Source organism: Streptomyces sp. NPDC004732 (assembly GCF_040609235.1).
In the GTDB taxonomy this organism is placed as follows: Bacteria; Actinomycetota; Actinomycetes; order Streptomycetales; family Streptomycetaceae; genus Streptomyces.
Genome location: NZ_JBEXJR010000002.1, coordinates 193,401 through 216,391 on the forward strand (window position 1 = coordinate 193,401; position 22,991 = coordinate 216,391).

The 22,991-nt window shown below is 69.0% G+C and carries 20 protein-coding genes and 1 pseudogene; 19 read left to right on the top strand and 2 right to left on the bottom strand.

The features are described 5' to 3' along the window. Positions 1-26 precede the first annotated feature (26 nt). The 15 genes from ABZV77_RS05335 (at position 27) to ABZV77_RS05405 (ending at position 16,514) form a co-directional block, all read left to right on the top strand. Entirely contained in the window at positions 27-608 is a 582-nt protein-coding gene (locus ABZV77_RS05335) for a PIG-L family deacetylase (protein WP_356250543.1), read from the top strand. Positions 609-664: 56 nt separating this feature from the next. Continuing rightward, entirely contained in the window at positions 665-1,780 is a 1,116-nt protein-coding gene (locus ABZV77_RS05340; RefSeq protein WP_356250545.1) for an aminotransferase class I/II-fold pyridoxal phosphate-dependent enzyme, read from the top strand. 17 nt (positions 1,781-1,797) lie between these two features. Further along, a complete protein-coding gene (locus ABZV77_RS05345; RefSeq protein WP_356250547.1) occupies positions 1,798-2,850 on the top strand; it encodes a Gfo/Idh/MocA family oxidoreductase in 1,053 nt (350 codons plus the stop codon). Positions 2,851-2,864: 14 nt separating this feature from the next. Continuing rightward, positions 2,865-3,497, top strand: a complete 633-nt coding sequence (locus tag ABZV77_RS05350) for an HAD family phosphatase (protein ID WP_356250549.1) — start codon at positions 2,865-2,867, stop codon at positions 3,495-3,497. 617 nt (positions 3,498-4,114) lie between these two features. Beyond that, positions 4,115-4,582 (top strand): NUDIX domain-containing protein, encoded by a 468-nt coding sequence (locus ABZV77_RS05355; protein ID WP_356250551.1) that lies wholly within the window; start codon positions 4,115-4,117, stop codon positions 4,580-4,582. A 23-nt stretch (positions 4,583-4,605) separates the two neighbouring features. Beyond that, positions 4,606-6,570: an ABC transporter ATP-binding protein gene (locus ABZV77_RS05360; RefSeq protein ID WP_356250553.1), complete on the top strand. Its 1,965-nt coding sequence runs from the start codon at positions 4,606-4,608 to the stop codon at positions 6,568-6,570. Further along, a complete protein-coding gene (gene fxlM, locus ABZV77_RS05365) occupies positions 6,567-7,871 on the top strand; it encodes a methyltransferase, FxLD system (RefSeq protein WP_356250555.1) in 1,305 nt (434 codons plus the stop codon). Before ABZV77_RS05360 ends, fxlM begins: the two co-directional genes overlap by 4 nt. Positions 7,872-8,036: 165 nt before the next feature. Beyond that, positions 8,037-9,125, top strand: coding sequence for an NUDIX hydrolase (locus ABZV77_RS05370; protein ID WP_356250557.1), 1,089 nt, complete (start codon positions 8,037-8,039; stop codon positions 9,123-9,125). A 59-nt stretch (positions 9,126-9,184) separates the two neighbouring features. Continuing rightward, positions 9,185-10,660 carry an NUDIX domain-containing protein gene (locus ABZV77_RS05375; protein ID WP_356250559.1) on the top strand — a complete coding sequence of 492 codons (1,476 nt, stop codon included), beginning with the start codon at positions 9,185-9,187 and terminating at the stop codon, positions 10,658-10,660. A gap of 74 nt (positions 10,661-10,734) precedes the next feature. Continuing rightward, on the top strand, positions 10,735-11,919 hold the full coding sequence (locus ABZV77_RS05380) for a M15 family metallopeptidase (protein ID WP_356252303.1): 1,185 nt from the start codon (positions 10,735-10,737) through the stop codon (positions 11,917-11,919). A 130-nt stretch (positions 11,920-12,049) separates the two neighbouring features. Continuing rightward, positions 12,050-12,952, top strand: a complete 903-nt coding sequence (locus ABZV77_RS05385) for an NUDIX domain-containing protein (protein ID WP_356250561.1) — start codon at positions 12,050-12,052, stop codon at positions 12,950-12,952. Positions 12,953-12,983: 31 nt separating this feature from the next. After that, on the top strand, positions 12,984-14,189 hold the full coding sequence (locus ABZV77_RS05390; protein WP_356250563.1) for an NUDIX domain-containing protein: 1,206 nt from the start codon (positions 12,984-12,986) through the stop codon (positions 14,187-14,189). Continuing rightward, positions 14,186-15,436 carry an MFS transporter gene (locus ABZV77_RS05395; protein WP_356250565.1) on the top strand — a complete coding sequence of 417 codons (1,251 nt, stop codon included), beginning with the start codon at positions 14,186-14,188 and terminating at the stop codon, positions 15,434-15,436. The genes ABZV77_RS05390 and ABZV77_RS05395 overlap by 4 nt, the downstream gene beginning before the upstream one ends. A gap of 118 nt (positions 15,437-15,554) precedes the next feature. Then, entirely contained in the window at positions 15,555-16,022 is a 468-nt protein-coding gene (locus tag ABZV77_RS05400; RefSeq protein ID WP_356250567.1) for an NUDIX domain-containing protein, read from the top strand. A 123-nt stretch (positions 16,023-16,145) separates the two neighbouring features. Next, positions 16,146-16,514, top strand: coding sequence for a VOC family protein (locus tag ABZV77_RS05405; RefSeq protein ID WP_356250569.1), 369 nt, complete (start codon positions 16,146-16,148; stop codon positions 16,512-16,514). A gap of 50 nt (positions 16,515-16,564) precedes the next feature. Here the strand turns inward: ABZV77_RS05405 and ABZV77_RS05410 are convergent, their stop codons facing one another. After that, positions 16,565-16,972: a thioesterase family protein gene (locus ABZV77_RS05410; RefSeq protein WP_356250571.1), complete on the bottom strand. Its 408-nt coding sequence runs from the start codon at positions 16,970-16,972 to the stop codon at positions 16,565-16,567. 92 nt (positions 16,973-17,064) lie between these two features. Continuing rightward, positions 17,065-18,462, bottom strand: a complete 1,398-nt coding sequence (locus tag ABZV77_RS05415; RefSeq protein ID WP_356250573.1) for a helix-turn-helix transcriptional regulator — start codon at positions 18,460-18,462, stop codon at positions 17,065-17,067. Between the two features lie 1,091 nt (positions 18,463-19,553). Between ABZV77_RS05415 and ABZV77_RS05420 the strand changes: the two genes are divergently transcribed. The 4 genes and pseudogenes from ABZV77_RS05420 to ABZV77_RS05435 form a co-directional block, all read left to right on the top strand. Next, positions 19,554-20,468 (top strand): helix-turn-helix domain-containing protein, encoded by a 915-nt coding sequence (locus tag ABZV77_RS05420; RefSeq protein WP_356250575.1) that lies wholly within the window; start codon positions 19,554-19,556, stop codon positions 20,466-20,468. Between the two features lie 5 nt (positions 20,469-20,473). Then, positions 20,474-21,163 (top strand): hypothetical protein, encoded by a 690-nt coding sequence (locus tag ABZV77_RS05425; protein ID WP_356250577.1) that lies wholly within the window; start codon positions 20,474-20,476, stop codon positions 21,161-21,163. Positions 21,164-21,309: 146 nt separating this feature from the next. Next, complete coding sequence (locus tag ABZV77_RS05430; RefSeq protein WP_356250579.1) at positions 21,310-21,936, top strand: WhiB family transcriptional regulator; 627 nt, start codon at positions 21,310-21,312, stop codon at positions 21,934-21,936. Then, a pseudogene (locus tag ABZV77_RS05435) lies at positions 21,933-22,991 on the top strand (hypothetical protein); the annotation flags it as partial. The gene ABZV77_RS05430 and the pseudogene ABZV77_RS05435, both read left to right, overlap by 4 nt.

Below are 22,991 nucleotides of genomic sequence, written 5' to 3' on the forward strand. Positions count from 1 at the left end.
ACATGCCCGGATCCGTCTTAGCCGTCATGGCACACCCCGACGACCTCGAATTGTGGGCTGGCGGCACTCTCGCCCTCCATGCCCAGCACGCACGCGTCGTCGGCGTGGTCCGGTCACACGATCACATACGCAATGCCGAGGCCGCCGCTAGCGCAAAGACCCTCGGCATTGACGTCGAAATCCTGGAGTCCCTGGATGCCACCACGGTCGGTGACTTGATACGCCAGCACCGGCCGGACATCCTCATTACGCACCCGCTCGACGACGTCCATCCCGATCACCGCGCAACAGCGGCAGCCGTACTGGCCGGCCTACCCGAGGCACACATCCACACCGGCTGTCCGAACAGGCTCTACACCTGCGACAGCTACAACTCCCTGACGCTAGGCGGGCCAGTCAACGCCTCGGTCATCGTCGACGTCACCACGACGTACGACCAGAAGATGCGCGCACTCGCCGAGCACCGATCACAGCCGATCGACGCGCACTTCGGCCCCATGGCCCAGAACTTGAGCGCGTTGTGGGGCAGCCGGATCGGGGTTGAACGCGCGGAAGCCTTCACCCCCGTCCCCATCCTGGGACGCCTGCCGGCCGCTTCCCGCCTCTGACCCCCTCGACCGCGTCGTCCTGGCGACGGTCTCCCCACGCGAAGGGATGCGCCGACATGCGCAGCACCGTCCAGACCGCACCCTTGTACCAATACAGTCAGCTGACAGCCGATCAGCAGAACGTGATCGTGGGCGGTGGAATACTGTCCGGCGCGATCGCCACGCACGACGGGAATCACCTTCCCGCTCTCGAACGCCGCGTCGCGAGCCTCCTCGGCCGCGAGCAAGCTCTCGCCGTCGACTCGGGCTCCTCCGCTCTGCGACTGGCCATGCGCGGCCTGGGAGTTGGACCCGGCGACGAAGTGATCATCCCCGAACTCGGCTGGGTGTCCATCGGAGCCGCAGCCGACATGCTCGGCGCCACTGTGCGAGTAGCACCCGCCACCGATTCCTTGACGCCGACTTGGGAGCAGATCAAACCCCTGATCACCCGCGCCACCCGTGCCGTGGTCCTTGTCCACCTTCGGGGCAGGCCGGCACCCGGAACAGCCGAGATCGCCCAACACCTTCTCGACATCGAGATCCCCCTCATCGAGGACTGCGCTCAAGCCTGGGGCGTGGAGGTCGACGGGTATCCGGCCGGCGCCTGGGGGATGCTCTCAACCTTCTCCACCCACACCTTCAAGCTCATCGCCACCGGCGAGGGCGGACTCATCGTCGGGGACGACCCCGACGCCATGGGCTTGATGCGCGCCATAGGGGGCGACACCCGCCAGCCGACACCGCATGCCGTGTGGCGCTCCAAGGCCCGCATGACGGAACTGGCCGCCGGTCTCGCGTTGCCCCAACTCGACTACTTGCCCACCCTCGTGGCCGACCTGCGCTCCCTGCAGCACAAGGTACTGGAGGCCCTGGAGCCCCTTCCTGTTTCCCTCGTACCCAACGGAACCGCTCCGGTCGGCAACGGTTCCCAGGTGGGTCTACGTCTAGCCGATCCCGCCGCGGCTGAGCACCTCGCGGGATCGCTCTTCCACGCCGGCTACCGCAGTTGGTGGCCCGGCCCCGGCGATCTGCACACCGCAGCTGCCTGGCCCGTACAGCCTGAGAGCACTCTCACCGACCCCCGGCGCTATCTGGACATCCAGATCCCCTGGCTTCCGCCGGCCGAACGATCGCTCTGGGCAGGCGACTTGGCCCAGCGCATCGAGGAGATTCTGGCGGAGCACCGGTGACCGCGGACCCTGTCCGCGTGGGAGTCGTCGGCTGCGGCATGGTCGCCAGCGAGTACGCAGCCACACTGGCCGCCGAGGACCGCGTGCGACTCGTCGCCTGCGCCGACCTGGACAGCGACCGCGCGCAGGACCTCGCCGACCGGTACGCCATCCCCGTGATGCCGGTCGACCGCCTCCTCGCCCCAGAAGTCGTCGACCTCGCCCTCATTCTCACCCCGCCACACACGCACGCCGATTTTGGCGAACGGGCAATTACTGCAGGTCTGTTGGCTGTCTGGGTCGAGAAGCCTCTTGCCATCGATCCCCACCGTGCAGCCGAACTGATCTCCCGCGCGCAACGTGCGAACGTGCTGCTCGGATCCGCCCCTGACACCCTGCTCGGCCCCGCCCTGCAATCTGCGAAGAAGGCCCTCGATCAGGACCTCATCGGAGAGATCCGCTCCGCCAGCGCCACGTTGCTCAGCACCGGACCCGAGCGCTGGCACCCCTCTCCGGAGCCTTTCTACGCCGAGCACGCCGGCCCCCTTGGAGACATGGGCCCCTACTACCTCACGGCCCTCGACTTCCTACTCGGCCCGCTTCATGTACGCGCGGCAACCGCTCACACCCGCCCCGCGCGGACGATCCGCTCCGGTCCCCGAGCCGGCAGCAACTTCACTGCCGACGCACCCACCTATGTAGCCGCACTCCTTGAGACCAACACGGGAGCCCCGGTGACGCTGACCACCAGCTTCGACGCCGCCGGCACCCACGCCCCGCACTTGGAGATCCACGGCAGCACCGGCACCCTCGTGCTGCCCGACCCGAACTTCCACGACGGCCCGGTTCTGCACCGAAGTTACGGCGCTCGCGAGTGGACCGCCATCGATACAGACCGCGCCATCGGACCGCTGGGTCGCGGCCTCGGCGTCCTCGACCTCGCCGCCGCCGTACGCGAAGGCCGGGAGCCGCAGTGCTCCCCCCAACGCGGCGAGCGGACGGTGCGGCTCATGGACGTCATCCTTCGCACCGCCAACGTGGTCATCCCAGATCAAACAATCTCGCCCGCCACCTCGCCAGTCAGCCGATGAACCAGGGAGCCACCGTGCCTTACGAGGCCGTCATATTCGACTTCGGCGGAGTCCTCACCACCAGCCTGGACGACTGCGCTCGCGCCTTCGCCCGGGAGTGCGGACTCGCCGAGAACGCCTACCTGCACGCCGTCGCCGTGAACCCTGCCGGTCGTCGCCTTTACGCCGAACTTGAGCGCGGTGACATCACTCAGGAGACCTGGAACGAAGGGATTGCCGGCCTCCTCGGCATCGACGGCACGGATCTCATGCGCCGCGCACTCGCCACACTCAGGCCGGAGCCACGCATCATCGGCGTCGCGAAGGCAATCCGGGCCGCCGGACTGAAGACCGCCGTCCTGTCCAACAGCATGGGCATGACCCCATTCAATCCGTACGAGCCCTGGCGCTTGGACGAATCGCATGACGTGGTCGTGCTCTCCGAAAAGGTCGGCATGCGCAAGCCAGACCCGGAGATCTATCGGCTCGCGCTGGACATGCTCGGGTGCACCGGCCAAGCGTGCATCTTCGTGGACGACATCGAAGCCAATCTCCAGCCCGCACAGGCCCTCGGAATCACGCCCATCCACGCCCAGGACCCCGAGGCCACCACACGCCGCCTCCAAGCGCTGCTCAGCCTGCCTCTGAATGCCGCTTTCGGCGTGTAGCCGCAGAACCGAATGGGCCCGACGCTCCAGGGCCGCTCGCCCTTCAGCGAGGGGGCGTGCGATCTGCGGACCGCGCTCATTCGCCGGCGGGGAGCACTACGAGGCCGTTGGCAGGGGCGTCGACACGCGGCAGGGGGTTCTCGCGTCGCACTTCTTGTGGAGCCCTGGCGGCGGCCCGCAATCCCCCAGAGGAGGTACTGGAACCCACAAGAGTGATCGAACACAGCATCACGGACTCCGCATACAGACACGGAAAGGCGCGACACCAGTATTCGAAATCCTGTCCTACATTTCGCCCCCGTAGGCCCGTGACGGGGGCGGCATCCACCCCGTTACCCGATCACCTGTCCGGATCCCAGTAGGAGGAATCGCCGTGAATCCCGTACGCCGCCCTGCCACCCTTCATCCTGCGTTCGAACGCACTGGTGCGGCGTGGGGTAACCCCGCACGCGTCGTCACCACTCTCGCCAACGGGGCGAGTCCGGATACGAGGTACCTGGCATGACCGAGTCGCCAACCCTCCCGGCCGCCCTCGCATACGGCCCCTGCCACGGCGATCCGTTCGTCACCGCCCGCGGCCGACGCACGGTCGAACGACTCATGCGGGAGGAGCGGCGTTGATCGAAACTCCCCACCTACTGATCGCGGATGTGGCACAGATCCTCCTCCGGGCCAACGGCGCCGCCCTGTGCGTGCGCCGCAAGCCTGACGCCGCACTCGCACCGGGGCAACTCACCGTTGTGGGAGGCCATCTCAAGACCGGCGAGCCCCTGGACCGCGCGGCTCGACGCGAAACGGAGGAGGAAGCCGGAGTCCTCATCCGCGCCGACCAACAGGAGTTCTGCGGACTCGTCCATCATCACGAGCCCGGCGGCACGGATCGGATCACTGCGGTCTTCGTGACACAGACCTGGACCGGCGAGCCGCACAACGCGGAACCGGACATGCACGAGGGGCTGTTCTGGGTGTCGATCGCACATCCCCCCTCCGACTGCCACGCCTACACCGTCGCCATCTTCCACATGCTCACCCACGGCCCGTCCTATCGGGCTTTGAACTGGCCGTCAAAGGGAGGCAGCGAGTGAAGCGGTTCTTCGGGAAGGTCCGCATGGCGGAGCCCCAGGTTTCCGAGGCGGAGCGCGAACTCTTCGGCGGCCCCTTGCGCTACGACATGGGCTGGTCCCAACACGAGCACGCGGGCCTGGACTTGACCATGCGTTCCGCGTTGCGGCAGATGCCCCGCCTTGTCGGAGCCGCCCTGCGGATGGCCTGGAGCGCGGATCGCCGCGCTTTGGTGGCGGTAGCAATCAGCGAACTCGGTCAGGGCATCGCCGCAGCCATTGGTCTGCTGGCCATCAACGCGGTCATGCACGCACTGTTGGGATCCGGGGACGCTGTCGAGCGGCTGCACGCCTTGGTGCCGGGTCTTCTCGCCGCCGCAGGCGTCGCCGTCGTGAACGGCGCACTGGCCGGTTGGTCGACCTCTCGGGCCGGCCGACTGGAGCCGAAGGTCGAGCGAATCGCCACCACGCAGTACCTGGCCGCGGCCACCGCCGTCGAACTCGAAGCCATCGACGACCCGGACTTCCGCCGTCTGATCGACATCGCCCAGTACGGGCCCGCCTCCGCGCGCCGCATGATCGGCGCCTGTGTCTCCGCGCTGAACAGCAGCATCTCGCTGATCGCCACGGCCGGTGTACTCACCGTCCTGCACCCGGCGCTGTTGCCGATGCTGCTGGTTATCGCGGCTCCCCGCGGGTGGGGCGCCATGCGGGTGGCGCAGGAACGCTATGTGTCGATGATGAGCTGGATCGAGCACCTGCGGGCCAGCCGTCTCATCGGCAATCTCCTCACCGAGCGCACCGCCTCACAGGAAGTCCGGATCCACGCCGTCGGTCCCTTCCTCCTCGACCGGTACCGGCACATGGCCGCCAGCGCGGAGGCGGAGCAGGAGCGCCTGGCCTCCAGCAAGGCCGTCACCGAATGGGTCGCGTCCGCGCTATCCGGCCTGGCGATGGCCGCCACCTACGGCTCCATGATCTGGCTCATCATGGCCGGCCACATGAGCCTCGCCGTCGCAGGCACCGCCGTGATTGCCGTACGGACCGGGTCGGCGAGCCTGGGCGCCCTGGTGATGAACATCAACCAGCTGCACGAAGAGTCCCTCTACGTCCGCGACCACGGACAGTTCCTCATCGAGGCTTCCCAACGCGCCATTCCCCAGACCGGCAGTCCCGTCCCCGACGAGGTCAAGCAGGTCTCCCTGGAAAACGTCACCTACCGGTACCCCGACCGTGACGAACCGGCCCTGGACGATGTGACGCTCACCTTCCCCATGGGTTCGGTCATCGCCGTCGTCGGCGAGAACGGCTCCGGCAAGAGCACTCTGATGAAGATCCTCTCCGGTCTGCTGCTGCCCCACGACGGCACGGTGAAGTGGGGTGAGGCCGACATCTCCGGACTGCAACGCGCCCAGGTCTTCGATCGTGTCTCCCTGCTCACTCAGGACTTCCAGCGCTGGCCCGTCACAGCCGCAATGAACATCCGCATTGGCCGTCCCGGCCACGATGCCTCGACGCACGACCTGCTGACTTCCGTCGACTACGCCGGGGCCGGCGCCGTAACCGCCAAACTCCCCAACGGACTGGACAGCATGCTGGGCCGCATGTTCCGCGGCGCCATCGAACTCTCCGGCGGGGAATGGCAGAAAGTGGGTCTGGCCCGCACCCACTGGCGCAGCTCAACATCGCATTCGGACAGCGTCCTCATCGTCGACGAGCCCACCTCCGCCCTCGACCCCGAGGCGGAAATCGCTGCCTTCGACCGCATCCGGCGCCTGGCGGCCCCGCGCCGGGCAGTCGTCCTGGTCACCCATCGCATGTCCGGCGTGCGCCACGCCGATCACATCTACGTCCTCAACCAAGGGCGCCTCGTCGAGCACGGCACCCACGACGACCTCATGGCCGCAGGCGGTCGGTACGCCGCCATGTTCGACACCCAGGCTGCTCAGTACGCCCCCACCACCGCCCGTATCCCCAACCCCACCGCGTCCACCGTCTCGGACCCCGCGTGAACCGCTCGACCGAAAGGCCCACCGTGACGACGTCCCCCACCTCCAACCTCGACGAAGCCAGTACCCTGCGTCACCAGCTGGCCGATCAACTCGCCGAAGCCGGCCACATCCGCACCCCCGCGGTCGACGAGGCTCTGCGCACTGTGCCCCGGCACGCCTTCGCCCCCGAGGTCCCGGTCCAAAAGGCGTACACGAACGACATCGTCGCCACCCGTCACAACGACGATGGCCACGTCATCAGCTCCATCTCCGCGCCCTGGCTGCAGGCCGACATGCTCGAAGCCGCCCGCATCCGGCCTGGCCACCATGTTCTGGAGATCGGTTCCGGCGGCTACAACGCCGCCCTCATCGCCGAACTCGTCGGCGCCAACGGCAGCGTCATCACCGTGGACATCGACCGGGCTGTCACCGACCGCGCCACCCGCTTCCTGACCCAGACCGGGTACGACCGCGTCCGGGTGGTCACCGCGGACGCCGAGCACCTGCCCACCTGCATCGTGCCGGACGGCGGCTTCGACGCCATCCTGGTCACCGTCGACACCTGGGATCTGCCTTGGATCGACGCTCTCGCCGAGGGCGGACGTCTCGTCGCGCCGCTCCGTCTACACGGGTACCACTGGGCCATCGGCTTCACCAAGCGCGACGGGGCCCTGCACAGCGACGAGCCGCTCATCGTCTGCGGCTTCGTCGCCATGCAGGGCGACGGCGCCTGGAACCCGAACCGGCGCACCGTCCCCGGCACCGGCGTCCACCTGTCCTGGGAGGACGGCACACCCATGCCGGTCGACCAGCTCGCCCCCGCGCTCACTCTCGAGCCGACCGTCACGCACACCCACGTCACCGTCCGCGGCCAGGAGCCGTTCGACGCCCTCACCCTCTACCTGGCCGGCGCCCTCAACAGCTTCTGCCGCCTGTCCGTCGAGCCGGACGGCGACAACGGGGTCCTGAACCCGCCGCCCAAGCACTGGCCCGGCGCCGCGATCGTACGCGGCGACTCCCTCGCGCGCCTGGACACCGAGCGCATCGATGACGGAGACGACGGCAAGGGGAGGTATGAGTTCGTCGTCCACGGATACGGTCCCCACGGCCACTTGGCCGCCCAGGAGATGGCCGAACACGTCCAGCACTGGCAGCACAACCACCGCGGCGCCGCATGCCCCCGCATCACCGTCCGCCCGCAAACCAACCCCACCTCGGCGGCGCCCATCCATCATCCGCACGTGTTCGACAAGAGGCACACCCGCATCACCGTTGACTGGCCAATCGCCCCCGGGGCCGCTGCGCACCTCATGAACGGCTGAGGCTGCTATATGCGCCACTCCCCGCTCGGCAAACAGGTCAGTCTGGCATCTCGGTAACTGCTGGACGGCAGCCGCCGTCCACGCCTGCACCCCCATCGTCCTGAAAGGCGCGGCCCCGTGCCCTCTCCCGGATCCCCTTCGGATCGCGTCGCCCCGCGTGCTGTTGTGCCCGCAGCTCAGTACGCCGCATCCCGGCACGCGGCGTGGCTCGGCGCCGCGGCGATCATCACCGACGAGGTCGGCCGGGTCCTGCTGGTGCACCCCACCTACCGCAAGGACGACTCGTGGCTGCTGCCCGGTGGCGTCGTCGAAGCCGGGGAACACCCGCACGTCACCTGCCGGCGTGAGATCACCGAGGAACTGGGCCTGGATCTGCCGCTGTCGGCCGTGCTCGCTGTCCACTCCTTCTCCGCGCACCACCCCGACCTCCATCCCGGCACGACCTGTCCCGGGGAAGTCCGGTTCGTCTTCGACGGAGGAAGCCTCACCCCCGACCAGGTGGCGGCGATCCGCCTGCCGCGCGAAGAGCTGTCCGCGTACGCCTTCCTGGAGACCCGGGACGCGGTGCAGCGGCTGCGGCCCGTGGACGGGCGGATCATGCTCGCCGCCTACCGTGCCCGGCTCGGGCATACTGCCACCGCGCACCTCGCCGACGGTCGACACATCCTCGACGTCCCGGCGCTGGACCGGCACGACGTCCACGTCCGTTACCGGCCCTTGTGGGACAGCCCGCTTCACCGCGAACCCGTCCCCGACCTCCTGCCCGTGCAGCAAGCGTGGGCGTGGTGCTTCGTCCCCGACGGACGGGTCGTCGTCGTGGCCGACCCAGGCCCGCGGGGCGCGTTGCCGATGCTGCCCGGCGGCACCGTGGAGAGCACCGATGCGACGCCCGAAGAGACCCTGCACCGCGAGGCCGAAGAGGAAGGCCAGTTGACCCTGGCCGATCCGGTGCGACTGGGCTGGGTGCTGGACGAGACGGGCGAGGTCTACGGCGGTGTGGGTCCCAATGCCCGGCTGCGCCTGGCCGCCCGGGTCACCGCCATCGGGCCGGCGGCCGTCGACCCCGCGACCGGCCGCCCCTTCGCCCGCCTGCTCGCTAGCCCCGCTCAGGCAGCCGCCCTGCTGGGCTGGGGCCCGCCCGGCGTGCGGCAGGCACACCTCGCAGCGGACACGGCACGCGAGCGGTGGGGCCTGCCCACCACTCGCGCTGCAGCCATCGAGGAAATCCCGGCGGAGGGGATACGGCTGAGCTGACCCGAACCCCGCATCGCCTCGACACGCCCCCCCTTCCATATGCACCTCTGAGGTAGCCCATGCCGTTGTCGCACGACCACGTCCGCACCACCGTCGAGACCTACCTCGCCCGCCACCCGCACGAGCGCGAGCAGCTCAGTGACCTCCTGGAGGCCCTCGACCGGACCGGCGATGGCATCACCAGCCGTTCCACCTTCACCGGACACGTCACCTGCGGTGCGATCGTCCTCGACGATCTCGGCCGCGTCCTGCACGTGCTGCATCTGGCCAGCGGGAAAGTTCTCGCCCCCGGCGGACACGCTGAGCCCTCCGATGAGTCCCTGGCGGGAGCGGCGCTGCGGGAACTGCAGGAAGAGACCGGGATCCCGCTCCAAGCCGTCACGCCGTGGCCCGGCTACGAGACGTTGCCGTTCGACATCGACATCCACGACGTCGACGCCCACCCGGGCAAGGGCGAGCCCGGCCACCAGCACTACGACCTCCGGTTCCTCTTCCGCTTGCGCAACGCGAACGAGACGCCGGTGGTCCTGCAAGAAGAGGAGGTCGGCGGCATCGAGTGGCGGCCCGCGGACCGCGCCGCCTCCCCTTCTCTGCGCGAGAAGCTGCTCAAGCTCCCGCTCCAGATCCGGGCGGAGACGGCCAACGCCTCCGCCCTGATCTACAACGACCGCGGCGAGTACCTGCTCCATCTGCGCGACTATTTCCCCGGCCAGATCTGGGAACCGGGCATGTGGTCCCTGCTCGGCGGCGGCCGAGAACCCCAGGACGCCACCCTGGAGCACACCGCGCGGCGTGAGCTGGCCGAGGAAGCCGGCCTCGACCTCGCCGACCTGACGCCGTTCGGCACCGAGTACGCCAGTGACGGCGCCGGCGCGACCGTACCGATCGCTATCTACGCCGGCCGCTGGAACGGTGACCCGCGCGACCTCGCCCTGACCGAGGGGGTGATGCTGGCCTGGTTCGCCCCCGGCGACCTCCACCGCCTGCGTATCGCGGGCACCACCAGTGACCTCGTACGGCGCCACTCCGCCACCCTCCCGACGACGCAGAGCGGGCCCGAGCCCGAGGAAGAACGTCTGGCCTCGCCCCGCGGCACGGTCCCCAACATCATCGGCGTCCACCTCTACCTGGAGCGACCCGACGGGACGGTGCTGCTCGGGCTGCGCCACCCCGACTCGGCATTCGCGCCATCCACATGGCATGTGCTGGCCGGCCACTGCGAGAACGAGAACGCCATCACCGCCCTGCTCAGGGAGGCCCAAGAGGAGGCCGGCCTGCACATCGAGCGCCAGGACGTCGAACTCGTCCACGTCGTCCACCACATCGGCAAGCCCAAATACCCGCCCCGCATGGGCCTGTTCTTCCGCGCCCGTACCTGGAGCGGCGAGCCTGAGCTGCGCGAGCCGGACAAGTGCATCCAGTGGAGATTCTGGGACCCCGCCGCCCTTCCCGACGACCTCGTCCCCTACACGCGGCTTGCCATCGAGAAGATTCAGAGCGGTGAGCTGTACAGCGAGACGGGGTGGCCCGCATGACCGACGCACCGACTGGCGCATCCTGCCACGCGTCCTCCGCGGCAGCGACCGGACGTCGCGACACCCGCCTCGTAGTGATTCGCGGGAACTCGGCGTCGGGTAAGTCGAGCGTGGCCCAGGGCCTGCGAGACCACTACGGCCGCGGCGTCGCGATCGTCGGCCAGGACGTGATCCGCAGGAACGTGCTCAGGGAACACGACACCGCGCGCGGCGCCAACATCGCCCTGCTGGGCAGGATCGCGCGTGAGGCACTCGACGCCGGCTTCCACGTGGTGCTCGAAGGGATCCTCTATGCGGACCGCTACGGCCACATGATCGCGTCTCTGGTACGCGACCACCGTGGCGTCTCCAGCTGCTACTACCTGGACGTGCCGCTGGAAGCGACGCTGGCGCGGCACGCCTCGAAGGCGGATGCCGCGTACCTGGAGCAGGTCACCGACGACCACCTCGTCTCCTGGTACCGCGAGCTGGATCTGCTGCCCGGCGGTCTGGAGGCCGTGGTCAAGGCCGACAGCACGTTGCAGGACACCGTCGCGCGCATCCTGCGTGAGACCGGCCTGGCCCTTACGTCCTCGCCGTCTCAATACAAGCCGTCCCAGGGAGACTCGATGCGCAGTCTGGTGCTGATGTCCGATCCGCAGGTCGCCGCGATCCCGGTGCGCGAGTGCGGGGAGCCGCTCGTCGACGTGCGCGACCACGGCCTCCGCGTCGATCCCCGCAAGTACGATCCGCAGGGCGCGTTCGCCCACATCCGCGAGGGCGTCCTGGCCCGGCTGGAGCACGCCCGCTCGCTCCTGCCTGCCGGCACCGACCTGCTGTTCATCGAGGGCTACCGGCCGCTGGCTCTCCAGCAGCGCTACTTCACCGAGTACCGGGACGAACTGGCCTCCGCTCAGCCCGACTGGACAGCTGAGCAGCTCCACCAGGCCGCGAGCCGGTATGTGTCGCCGCCGGAGATCGCGCCCCACTCCGCGGGCGCGGCCGTGGACGTCACCCTCGTCGACCAGGACGGCCACGAACTCGACCTCGGCACCCGTGTCAATGCCTCCCCCGAGGAAAGCGATGGTGCCTGCTTCACGCATGCCCCGAACCTCAGCGAGTCCGCGCGCCACCACCGCACGCTGCTGCTCCACGCAATGGAAGCCGCCGGATTCACGAACTACGCGACGGAGTTCTGGCACTTCTCGGCAGCGGACCGCTACGACGCGCTGATGCGGCGGGAGCCGTACGCGCGTTACGGACCGATCGAACTGCCATAGCACGCCGGCAGCCGTGTCCACTTCCACGGCACCCACGTCGACCCGGAAGCACCGGAGCGCGGCCACCACACCTTGGTCCGGTTGCGGTCCCGGGCCGGCGACAGACGACATGCATCGAACGGAGGCACGTATGCCCGACAACACCCAGCAGGTGATCCCGGCCGCCCCCAGTCCGGCGACCGGCGGCGAACCCAAAGAGCACCATATGCACCTGCTCGGACGGTACTACCGCCAAGTGGAAGCTGGCCGCAAGACGATCGAGGTGAGGGTGGCCACCCCGAACAAGCTCGCCGTCGCCGGCGGCGACACGCTCGTCTTCCACGACCGAGACACCAAACGGGAACTCGACGTCGTCGTGCAACGAATCACCCCGTACGCGTCCTTCGAGGACCTGCTCGACTCCGAGGCCCCCGCGCGCATCGACCCGGATGCGCCGCGCGCAGAGCTGCTCGCCAACCTCCGCAGCCTCTACCCGCCGGACAGGGAAGCCCTCGGCGTGCTCGCCCTCGCCTTCGACCACCGCCCTGCCCGGCCCGGCCACCCCATGCCGATGTCGCCGCAGGAGTACGCACAGACCGTCCCGCACCACACGGTGTACGGCTGCCTGTACATCCGCGACAAGCACGACCGGCCCGTCCAGCTCCGGTCGGTGTACGGCTCGAGACTCTGGCAGTTCCCGGGCGGCAATCTGGACGCCGCGGGCGAGGACCCACTGCAGACCGCCCGGCGCGAAACGGTCGAGGAGACCGGCCTCGAACTCGGTCTGGACACGCCGAAGCTGCTCCTGACGCACTTCCTGCACTCCGGGCCCCGTCTCCCGCTGAACAAGGTCGGATTCATCTTCGACGCAGGGCAGCTGACTGCCGACCAGCTCGGTCGTATCCGCCTCGATCCTGCTGAGCACGACATGTGGGCCGTCCACGATCTCGCCACCTGGCAGGAGCTGATGGCACCGCGCGCCTTCGCCCGCCTCGACGCCATCGAACGAGCCCGGCGTGGCGAGGGCCCCGCCTACCTGATCACGCACACCTGACCCCTGAACACCCGCCCACCAGGAGGCAACCGTGCCCGCCAAGGACACCAACATCAGGGCCTGGCAGATCTACGGCCAGCGTCAGATCGGGCACGACTATGTGCCGCCCGTGCCCGAGACGATCGGCTGGGGCCCGTGGGACGGCGTCGGCCCAGGCACCGAGATCCTCGGCGTCCTCACCGGCAAGCGCGTCCTGGACATCGGCTCCGGCGCCGGGCACCACGCCGTACACCTGGCCCGCGACCATGGTGCACACGTCACCGCCGTCGAGCAGTCCGCTACCCAGCGTGAACGCGCGGTCCGTCACTTCGGCAACCATCCCGGCATCGAATGGGTCCACGGCGATGTCATCGAGCACCTGCGCGCGGCCGAACCGTACGACGCCGCGTATGCGATCGGCACCCTCGCCTACATCGATCCGCACGAACTGCTGCCCGCCCTGCGCGACGGACTCGCCCCGCACGCCCCGCTGATCTTCTCCTGCCTGCATACGGACCTGCACGGACGCGGCCCCTCCACGAGCGTCGCGCCTCGCGAACAACAACTCCTGCTCCGCAAGGATCCGCCGATCACGGTGGAAATGTACGTCCTGGCCCCGCTCCTGTGGGAAGACCTGCTGACCGAGTACGGCTTCCAGGTCGAGGCCAACGACCTGCTCACCGCGCCCGCTGAGGACAACCCGGTCCGCCACCAGCTGATTCGCGCCCGCCGCGTCCCGGATCGGCGCTCCCGGATCACCAGCCGCCCGCGCAGCAACCGGCCACCTGCCCCGCACGCAGCAATCGGCGTTGGCGCCATCCTCCTCGGCCAGCAGGGCCTCCTCCTGGGCCGCCATCGCCGTGGCACTCGCGAACTTCCCGGCGGGTCCGCGGAGGCCGGCGAATCCCTGGAGCAGACGGTGGTGCGCGAGCTGGCCGAGGAGACCGGACTGTCTGCACGCACCGAGGACGTCACGCTCCTGGGCACCCTCGTCGATCACGTCGGCGACGTCGTACGCCTCACCGTGGGCGCCCTCGTCACGGCTTGGGAAGGGGAACCCGCCGACCAGGTCGGCGAGAGCATCGGAGACTGGAGCTGGTGGCCGCTCGACGAACTACCCGACGAGCTGTTCGAGTGCAGCGCCCAGATCCTCACCGCCTGGCGGCCCGACTTGCCCATCGACCACAAGGCGGCTCACTTCACTGCCTACGCCCGCCGTACGACACCAACGGCCGACTCGGGAAGTGCAGGTGCATGAACCCGTCTCCGCGCACGAGCCTGTGGCGGCACCGCGACTTCCGCTACTACTGGACCGGGCAGGCCATCGACGTCATGGGCTCCTCGCTCAGCTCCGTGGCCATCCCTCTGGTCGCGGTCCTCACGCTGCACGCGAGCGCCTGGCAGGCCGCCGTCCTCGCCGCCGCACAAAAGACACCGCCGCTGCTGTTCTCGCTCCCCGCCGGGGCGTGGTCCGACCGACTCCGTAAACGGCCCTTGATGATCGCCACGGACCTCGGCTGCGCCGCCGCGATGAGTACGGTGCCGCTCGCCGCCGTGACAGGCAGGCTCACGCTGGTGCAGCTGTGGGTGGTCGCCTTCGCCGTCGGTTCCTGTCAGGTCGTCGGCATGGCGGCCAGCCTGTCGTACATCCCGCGCCTCGTGCCCCGCGAGCAACTACTCCAGGCCAACTCGAAGTTGGCCTCCGCTAACACCCTGGCCGACATCGCCGGCCCGGCACTCGCCGGCGTCCTGATCGGACTCGTCGGGGCGGCCCGCGCGGTCGCCCTAGACGCCGTCTCCTACCTCGTCAGCGCCTGGAGCGCCTTCCGTATCCGCACGCCCGAGCCGGCGCCTCAGCCGAGATTGGCCGGACGCTCCCTGCTCCGAGAGATCCGCGAGGGGCTCGCCTACACCTGGCGGCACCCGGTGATCGGCCCGCTCGTCAGCACGAACGCGATCACCTCGACCGTCCTCGCCGGCACCAGCGCGATCTGGACCGTCTACCTGCTCCGCGAACTCCACTGGGGCCCGCAGACGTTCGCCTACGTGATGGGGTTCGGGGCAAGCGGCGGCTTCCTCGCCTCCCTCACCGCCGAGCGCCTGACCGAACGGTTCGGGCCCGGCCCGGTCATGGTCAGCGCGCTCGCCCTGGCGCCGGCAAGCCAGCTCCCGCTGCTGCTCGCACGGCCCGGACTCGGCGGCCAGCTCGCGGTCGGCTGCGGCCTCTGCGTCCAGATCTTCGGCGCCGTGACGCACGGCCTGACACAACGCACCGTCCGGCAACGCGCCTGTGATCCCCAGATGCAGGGCCGCATGCAGGCCACCGGCCAGTGGACCGCCTTCGGCCTGCGCCCCTTCGCCACCCTCCTCGCCGGAGCCGCCAGCACTCGCATCAGCCTGCACACCATCTTGATGATCGGCACGTGTCTGCTCGTCGTGCCTCCGGTCCGGCTCGCGCTCACCCCACTGCGGTCGATGCGTCCGGCAGTCGAGGCCGCCCAGTGACAAGCACGGCCCGGTCCTGCGAACCGACCGCGTCCCCGGCCGCGCGTTCCGACCACGACCAGGCCGGCATCTCCCTCACCGGCCATCCCTCCCACATCTCGCCACGGAGCTGTTCCTGATGTCCCTCGCGATCCGCAACTCAGCCAAAGCCGTGATCCTCCACAACGGCCAGGTCCTCCTCCTCCAGGCGATCTGGAACGGCAGCCTCGGCTACTTCCTGCCCGGGGGCGGTCAAAAGCCCGGTGAAACCCTCGAAGAAGCTGTGATCCGCGAAGTCCGCGAGGAGACGGGACTCGATGTCGACGTCGTCCGGCTGCTGTGGGTCCGCGAGTACATCGGTCCGCGCCACCCCGGCGACAAGGAGGAGGCTGACACGCACCGAGTCGACGTGATCTTCCTGTGCCGCCCGGTGGGCAAGCCCGGAACGCTCGGCGGTCACGCGGAGGACGAAGCGCAGATCGGCTTCGAGTGGGCCGCGCCAGCACACGTCCCGCAACTCGCCTTCCACTCACGCGCACTGGCCACGAAGATCGCTGGGCTCACGGATGCAGGCGGCGACAACCCCTACGTCGGCGAGACCGAATGAGTACGCACGCCTTCGCCGTTTCCCCGGTTTACCTGCAGAGCAGGAACTGAGGGCGCGGGCGGTGGCCCTCGCATGATCCTTGCCTCCAGCGTTCCCTGGGGGCGCTACACGAGGGAGAGCTTCGTGTTCAACAGCATCCGCACGATCATGGTCTTCGCCGAGGACCCCGAAAGGTCAGCCCGTTGGTGGAGCGAGGTCCTCGACGCCGAGGTTCACCTCGACGTCGACGACGCGAACGGCGCCGTGTATGCCTGGCTCGACGTCGGAGGTGTCGAGTTCGGCTTCCACCCTCTGGACGAGAAGCGCAACCGACGTGGCGGCAGCCCGGTCCCGTACTGGGGAGTCGACGACGTCGATATCGTCCGCCGCCGCCTGCTCGACGCCGGGTGCCTCCACCACCGAGGCCCTCTCGACGTCGGTGACGGCACCGGTCGCAAGATCGCCCAGCTCATCGACCCGTTCGGCACCGTGATCGGCATTGACGGATTCTGACCCCGGGCAAGGGTCCGAGGGTTCCGACCGCCACATCGCGCAAGCGAGGATCACTCCGCCGTATAGCGCCCGAAGAAGTCGGTCTCAGCCGCCGAGATGCGCCGGGGTGCACCCGTCTCCAGGTTGTAGGCGGCCATCTTCGTGGTGGCCTCGGCATAAGTGTGCTCGCCGTCCCTGATCGTGTACCCCAGCTCGAGCCGCGCGCCGCGGCAGGTGACGACCCAGACATCCACGTGTACGGGCTGGTCGCGGTAGTCCAGGGGCGTCTTGTATTCGATGACGGACTGCTGGACCACGAAGGCGTGCCGTCGTCGCTCGGTCTCGTCCGTCGGCAGCAGTTCCTGAACCATCCTCGTACGTGCTTCTTCGAGGAACGTCAGGTAGCGGGAGTTGTTGACGTGGCCGTAGCTGTCGGCGTCGGCCCAGCGCAGCGGGATCGGATAGGTGAACTTGGGCATGGGGGTCTTCCTGTGCAGAGATGGGGGCGTAGCGGAAGGCGCACGTCGGGGAGCCACCACTCGTGACGGCTCCCCGACGAATGTCTGAGGGGCTAGGACTGGCCTGCCTGGGCGGCAGCCCCACCAGCGTCGCCATTCTCGATCTTGTTCAGGACCTCGCGCAGCACTTGCTGCTCAGTGTCGCGCTCTTCGAGGAGCTGTCCGATGCGGGTGGTGGCCGCGTCCGCGTCGGTCGGCAGGGCAGATCGCACCAGCTGCAGCACTTCGGTTCGGCATGGTCCATGGACGGCTTCGCGCGGGACACGGGCGATGACGGTGGCGGGCCGCACATGAGTAACGGACCAATAGCCGACCGCCTCTTCCACCGCCCACACCACGGTGCTCTGATCGGGCGCGAGTGTCAGCTGGGCGTCAGGGCCCATGAGCTTGCTGATCGCCGGCATCGGAACGCCGTTCCTCCCGGCCAGTTCTGCCGCTTCTTCCGGGGTCGCGACGACCATGCGGGATGCGAGACCCGCCACTTCGCGACGCCAGCGGGTGGCGGAGTCCTCGTCCACCCGATTCTGCTCGTGCCACTGCGCAGCTTCGACATCGTCCTGGCTCGCCGTCGTGGCAGCCCAGGCGTTGCGGGTGTCTCCGAGCGCGTCGTGCTCTTCTTCGCCCCCTTCAACCCAGGTGATCACCACGAACCGGCACTGCGGCATGGACGCCGGGTAGAGGACGTGGCTGACCACCTCGATCGTCTCCCAGTCGAGCGCCGCAATGTTCATGCGAAACACGTGGCCGTCGCGGGTCTCGCCCATGTCGGTCTCGGTGTCCCAGACGTGGCGGACGTCGGGGTCCTTCGTGACCTTCTCGATCAGGGCACGCAGCTCAAGGTCGTCAGGGCGTGCGGCCTTTGCGAACTTGAGCATCTTGACGTAGGCCGAGGCGTGCATGTCCCAGTCCTGGTACTGAGTGCGCGCTTCGGGCGACGTCAGAGCCCACAGGATGAGATTCGCCCCCGGTTCCATCACCCACGGCCACCACTCGGCCATGGCCGTGTTGAAGCCGATGATGTTCCAGTTCTGGTCGCACAGGTACGCAGGGCTGGGCATCTGCCGGTCGATGAGCAGCCGCAGCGCCTTCTGGAGCTGCGGCTGGCTCGAGCCACGCGGCGGCTTCAGCGATGCGCCGATGTTGTGGTACATGAGGGCGTTGCGCCCCGCCTCGTCCAGACGAAACAGCTTGACCAGCGACTCGAACTGTTCCGGGGTGAGCCTTGGCGGCACCGCACCCTTTTCGATCTTGTAATAGGTGCGCACGGATATACCCATGGCCTTGGCTGTCCGGGCCTGGGTGGGGCGACCGGGTGCAGCCTTCCGCCACTGAAGCAGCAGGGCCCCGAAGCCCATGTACTGGCCGGCGAGCTGCTGGACCGCCCCGCTCTTTTCTGAAATGCCTTCGTCCGCACCGCCGTTACCGCTGGCGTCGTGCGCATATGAGACCACGAGAAACCTGCCTTACGCCTCTGAGAAGCCTTTCACTCTTCCCGGGCACAACAAGGGTCCGGCCTTCCGTACCGGATCCCCCGCCCGAAGCCCCCCGACTGGAACAATACGCAATATTTAAATGATCTTGACCGCGTGTGGGCTGGGCCACAAACACCCCCCGCGCACCCTCGTTCAATAACGAACGACTTATGTCCGACACGGAGGAACGTTCGCCCGTGAATCGGGCGCCCGACTTGATCATTTAGCGCCCCATCCGAGAAATCGGCAAAAGGTTGCCGGTTTTCGTTGCCCCCTGCCGACTCCGGTCTAGACCTCTTTTGGTAATGCGTTTACAAAGTGACGGGACAGCGCCATTTCCCTTACGCCGCAAGCGACTTACGGGGGCGTAGGTATGCACGCGACTGCATACGATCCGGGTGATCTATCCAGGTAAATCGGGCAAAAGATCACCGTTGACGCCCCTAGTGAGGCTTGGCTTAAATCGCTGTGACCAGCCGGTTCAACAGACCGTGGTCGGGTGAGACACGAGGGGGCGCCGTGAAGATCATCTCTGAGTCCGTCGAGACGATCAAGGTGCTGCCCGGGTCCCGGTCCGCCGCCTCCACCCGCAGGCGCAGGTGCCGACGCCCTCCCCAACGACTTGTAGAGAGTCCTTTAGCAAGGTCTGGATCTTGCCGCAGGTCCTGCATATGTTCGTCGTCCCCCGCCGGGCACCCCGCCCGGCAGCAGAAGGCATAGGGAGCCCAATGCAGAACGCGCGATCCAGTCGGGTGGCATAGCCCCAAAAACAGCGACGGCGCCCAAGGAGCCACTAACTCCCGGACGCCGACCGCCAGATGGCACTCCAGGCCCCGGCAAGGGCACGGAGATTACCCACCTCACCGCACCGGACCTTTCCAACGGGCACCCCGGAGCGGGTTTCACTACGGAGGAGAGTCTTACATGCCGCCTGCCCTGCGCAAAAGGCCGGTCTCCCCGGCCAGCGCGGCAGCCACCCAACCGGCCCGCCACTCGTCGCCCCACCCGCTGCCGGCCACCGTCGCGGCGCTGCCCTCTGCGGGCACACGCCTGAAGACGGCGGTGTCCCGATGAGCGGGCAGGCGCGGAAGTGGGCGTGGGAGAGCAGCACCAGCCGCGGCACGGCGCGCCTGGTCCTGCTGTCGATCGCCGACCGAATCCCCGACGCGCAGTGCGTCGCCTACGCCTCACTCGCTGAGCTGATGGAGCGCACGAATGCCAGCCGCAACGCGGTGCGCAGCGCGCTGGCTTCGCTGTGCGACGCGCATGACCTGGAGGCGCTCAAAGACTACGAGGGGCCTATGGGCGCCGCCGTATACCGCATGCCCCGCCCTGCCGCCTGGCTCGCGAAGGTCGCCGCCGCCAAGAAGGCAGACCCCGACCTGCGCACCGAGGACGTCGAGCCCCTCACGGACGCCGACCCCGTCCCAAAGATCGACAAGGAGCGGCTGCGCACACACCGCATCCGACACACGGGCGCGTCAGAATCTGACCCCCCTGTCCAGGATCTGACCGGGGCAAAATCTGACCCCCCTCGTCAGAATCTGCCCCCCTCCCGGGTCAGAAATGGACCCTCTACCGGTGCAGATTCTGACCCCCAGAACTGTAGTGAACCGAAGGTGAACGGTAGCTACAGCAGCAGTAGTGCTGCCGGGGTCACCTCCGCCACCGACTGGCAGGTCGACGACGCCAGCCTGGCCTGGGCCCAGCAGCAGGGACACCTCGATCGCCTCGGCGAGCAGGGCTTGCAGGCCGCCGACGCGAAGTGGCGCCACTACCGCTCTGCCGGCGGCCCTCGGCCCGCCGCGGCCTGGGCTGCCGACTGGAAGTCCTGGATCGCCCGCGAGCACACCCCCACACCCCAGCGCCCGAACCTGTACGCCCTGCCCGGCGGCAGCCCCGCCCCACAGGTCGGCATGACCAAGGCCGACCTGCACATGGCCGCCCTGCTGGCCGCCGTCGACGAACCGACTGGAACGGAGTAACTACCTTGGACCGCCGTGAAGTTGCTGCCGTGCTCACCTACGTCGGCCGCCTGGATCCGCGCACCATCCGCACCGATGCGGGTGAGGCCCGCGACCAGCTCGCCATGTGGCACGAGCTGCTCGCCGACGTGCCCCTGACCACCGGTCAGGGCTGGGATGTGCGCGAGACCGTCCGCAAGCGCATCGTCGCCTCGCCGTACCCGATCCTGCCCGCCGACGTGGCCCGTGAGTGGCACGCGCACCGCCGCGAGCGTCTGGCTCGGCACACCGACCCGACCCCGAGGGCCGACCCGGACAACCCGGAAGCCTGGCGGGCGGAGCTGCTGGCGGCACGCGACGCCGTGGCGGCCGGGCATGCCGCGCCCTCGGCGCACCGCGAACTCACAGCGGGACGTCACCGGCCGGGGCTGAAGGACCAGCTGGCCGCCGTCGGCTCGTACATCCCGGCCGCCGTCCGTGCCGAGTTGGCCCCCTACCGCCCGGCCCGCGCCGCCCGTGAAGCCGCCATCGCCGCCGGGGGCCCCGATGTCCTGGCTGTGCCGTGCGAGTGGTGTCACGCCGACACGGGTGAGCCCTGCCGCCGCCGGCGCATCACCCTCGACGGGTCCGCCCGGGGCAACGCTCCGCGCGGCACCGCCCACCCCGGCCGCATCGACCGTGCCCTGGCGGCGCAGGCCCAGGCGCCCGCCGCCTGACCGCAGCCCGCTTCTCCACCGAAACGTTCCGCCTTGCGTACGGCCCGCCGCCGTACCCCGAGCCCGCCTCGCAGCGCCCCGCCGCACCCCAGCCACCACCGGTGCCGAGCGACCCGTGCCCGCCGAGGCGACTTCCGGAGACTGCCTTGCGCCACATCACCACCAACGACACCCCGACCCCGACCCTCCGGGGCATCGCCGACCACAGCTGGCAGGCCCGCGGTCTGTGCCACAACATGCCGGCCAAGGACATCGACGAGCTGTTCTTCCACGCCGCCCGCGACCGCGCGGCCATCGACGAGGCCAAGTCGATCTGCGGCTCTTGCCCGGTGAAGAAGGCGTGCTTCGACTACGCCCTCGACAACGAGATCCGCCACGGCATGTGGGGCGGGCTCACCGAGACCGAGCGCCGCCCCTGGCACCGGAAGGTAGCCAAGCGCCTGGACTACAGCCGGGTGAAGGCTGCCTTTGAGGGGCGCGACGTCCACCTCAGCGACGCCGAGCGCGAGGCCGTCACCCGCCACGCCTACGTCCGCGGCTGGAGTCCCGAGCGCCTCGCGCACACGCTGCGCCTCGACCTCGACTGGGCGCGCGACCTGATGCGCAACGCCGCACACGCCGTCGCCGACCGCGACCGCTACTGGGACCAGGCCGAAGAGACCGAGTCGGCCGACGACGAGACCGCCGAGGACGACGACGTCGCCTCGCCGGTACAGGTGCCCCGCCAGGTGCAGACCGACTCCCTGATCGCCGCCCTCCGAAAGGCAGCATGACTCACCCCATCGCCCTGTCCTTGCCGTACGGCATAGATCCCGTCTACGTGGTCGGCGTCGTGGGGCTGCTCGCCCTCGCGCTGGCCGGCTGGTCGATCCGGCGTAACCGGAACCGGGCAGACAGCAAGCGCGTCGGCACTCCCGCGGTCTGGGTTTCGGCCCTCGCCGCCCTCAACTGCACCATCTACTCGGGCGACACCAGCTGGCGGTTTGCCGCCGACTATCTCGACATGGCCGGCACCGTCGAGCGGGCCATGATGTTCAGCGCGGGTGAAGCGGCGCTGTTCGCGACTGCGCTGATGGCCCGGCAGAACCTGAAGACGACCGGAGCGCCCGGCCTGCCCGGCGCCCTGGTCTGGGTGATCACCGGGGTGCAGGTCATCCCGGCGTACGCCGAGTCCGGCTCGGTGGGCGGCACCGTGCGGGCCTTCGTCGGCCCGGTCATGGCGGCCGTGCTCTGGCACCTGGCCATGGGCATCGAGCTGCGGCTGCACAAGCCGAACGCCACCTCGCAGGGGCTCCTGGCCACACTCGGACGAGAAGCACGGGAGCGGCTCCTCTCCCGCCTGGGCGTCGCCACCCGCAACCGCGATGCCGCGCAGATCACCAAGGACCGCGCGACGCGGCGGGCAGTGGCGCTGGCCTCCCGGCTGGCCGCGATGTCGCCGGCGGATCGTGAGAAGGCCACCAGGATCACGCGTCGGCTCCAGTCGGCTCTCACCCGAGCCGGGGTCGGCACCGATCCTCGACAGCGTCAGGCTCTCCTAGAGCAGCTGGCGGCCCGCCGGCACGCGGTAGCCCTGGCCACCGTCGATCTGCCGTCGCCCTGGGTGCAGGACGTGCTCGGGCAGGAAGCCGGTCACGCGAAGCCGTCCCCTCTCGTCCCGTCCCCGGTGCCCCTGCCTGCGGACGAGGAGCAGGGCGGTCTGCGCGGGAGCGCGGTCCCCAATGACGGTCTCCAAAACCACGGGGACGGGGACCGTACGGAATCGGGGACAGGGACGGAGCCCGAAGGGGACCGTCCCCACACCGACCTCGAAACGGGGACCGAAACC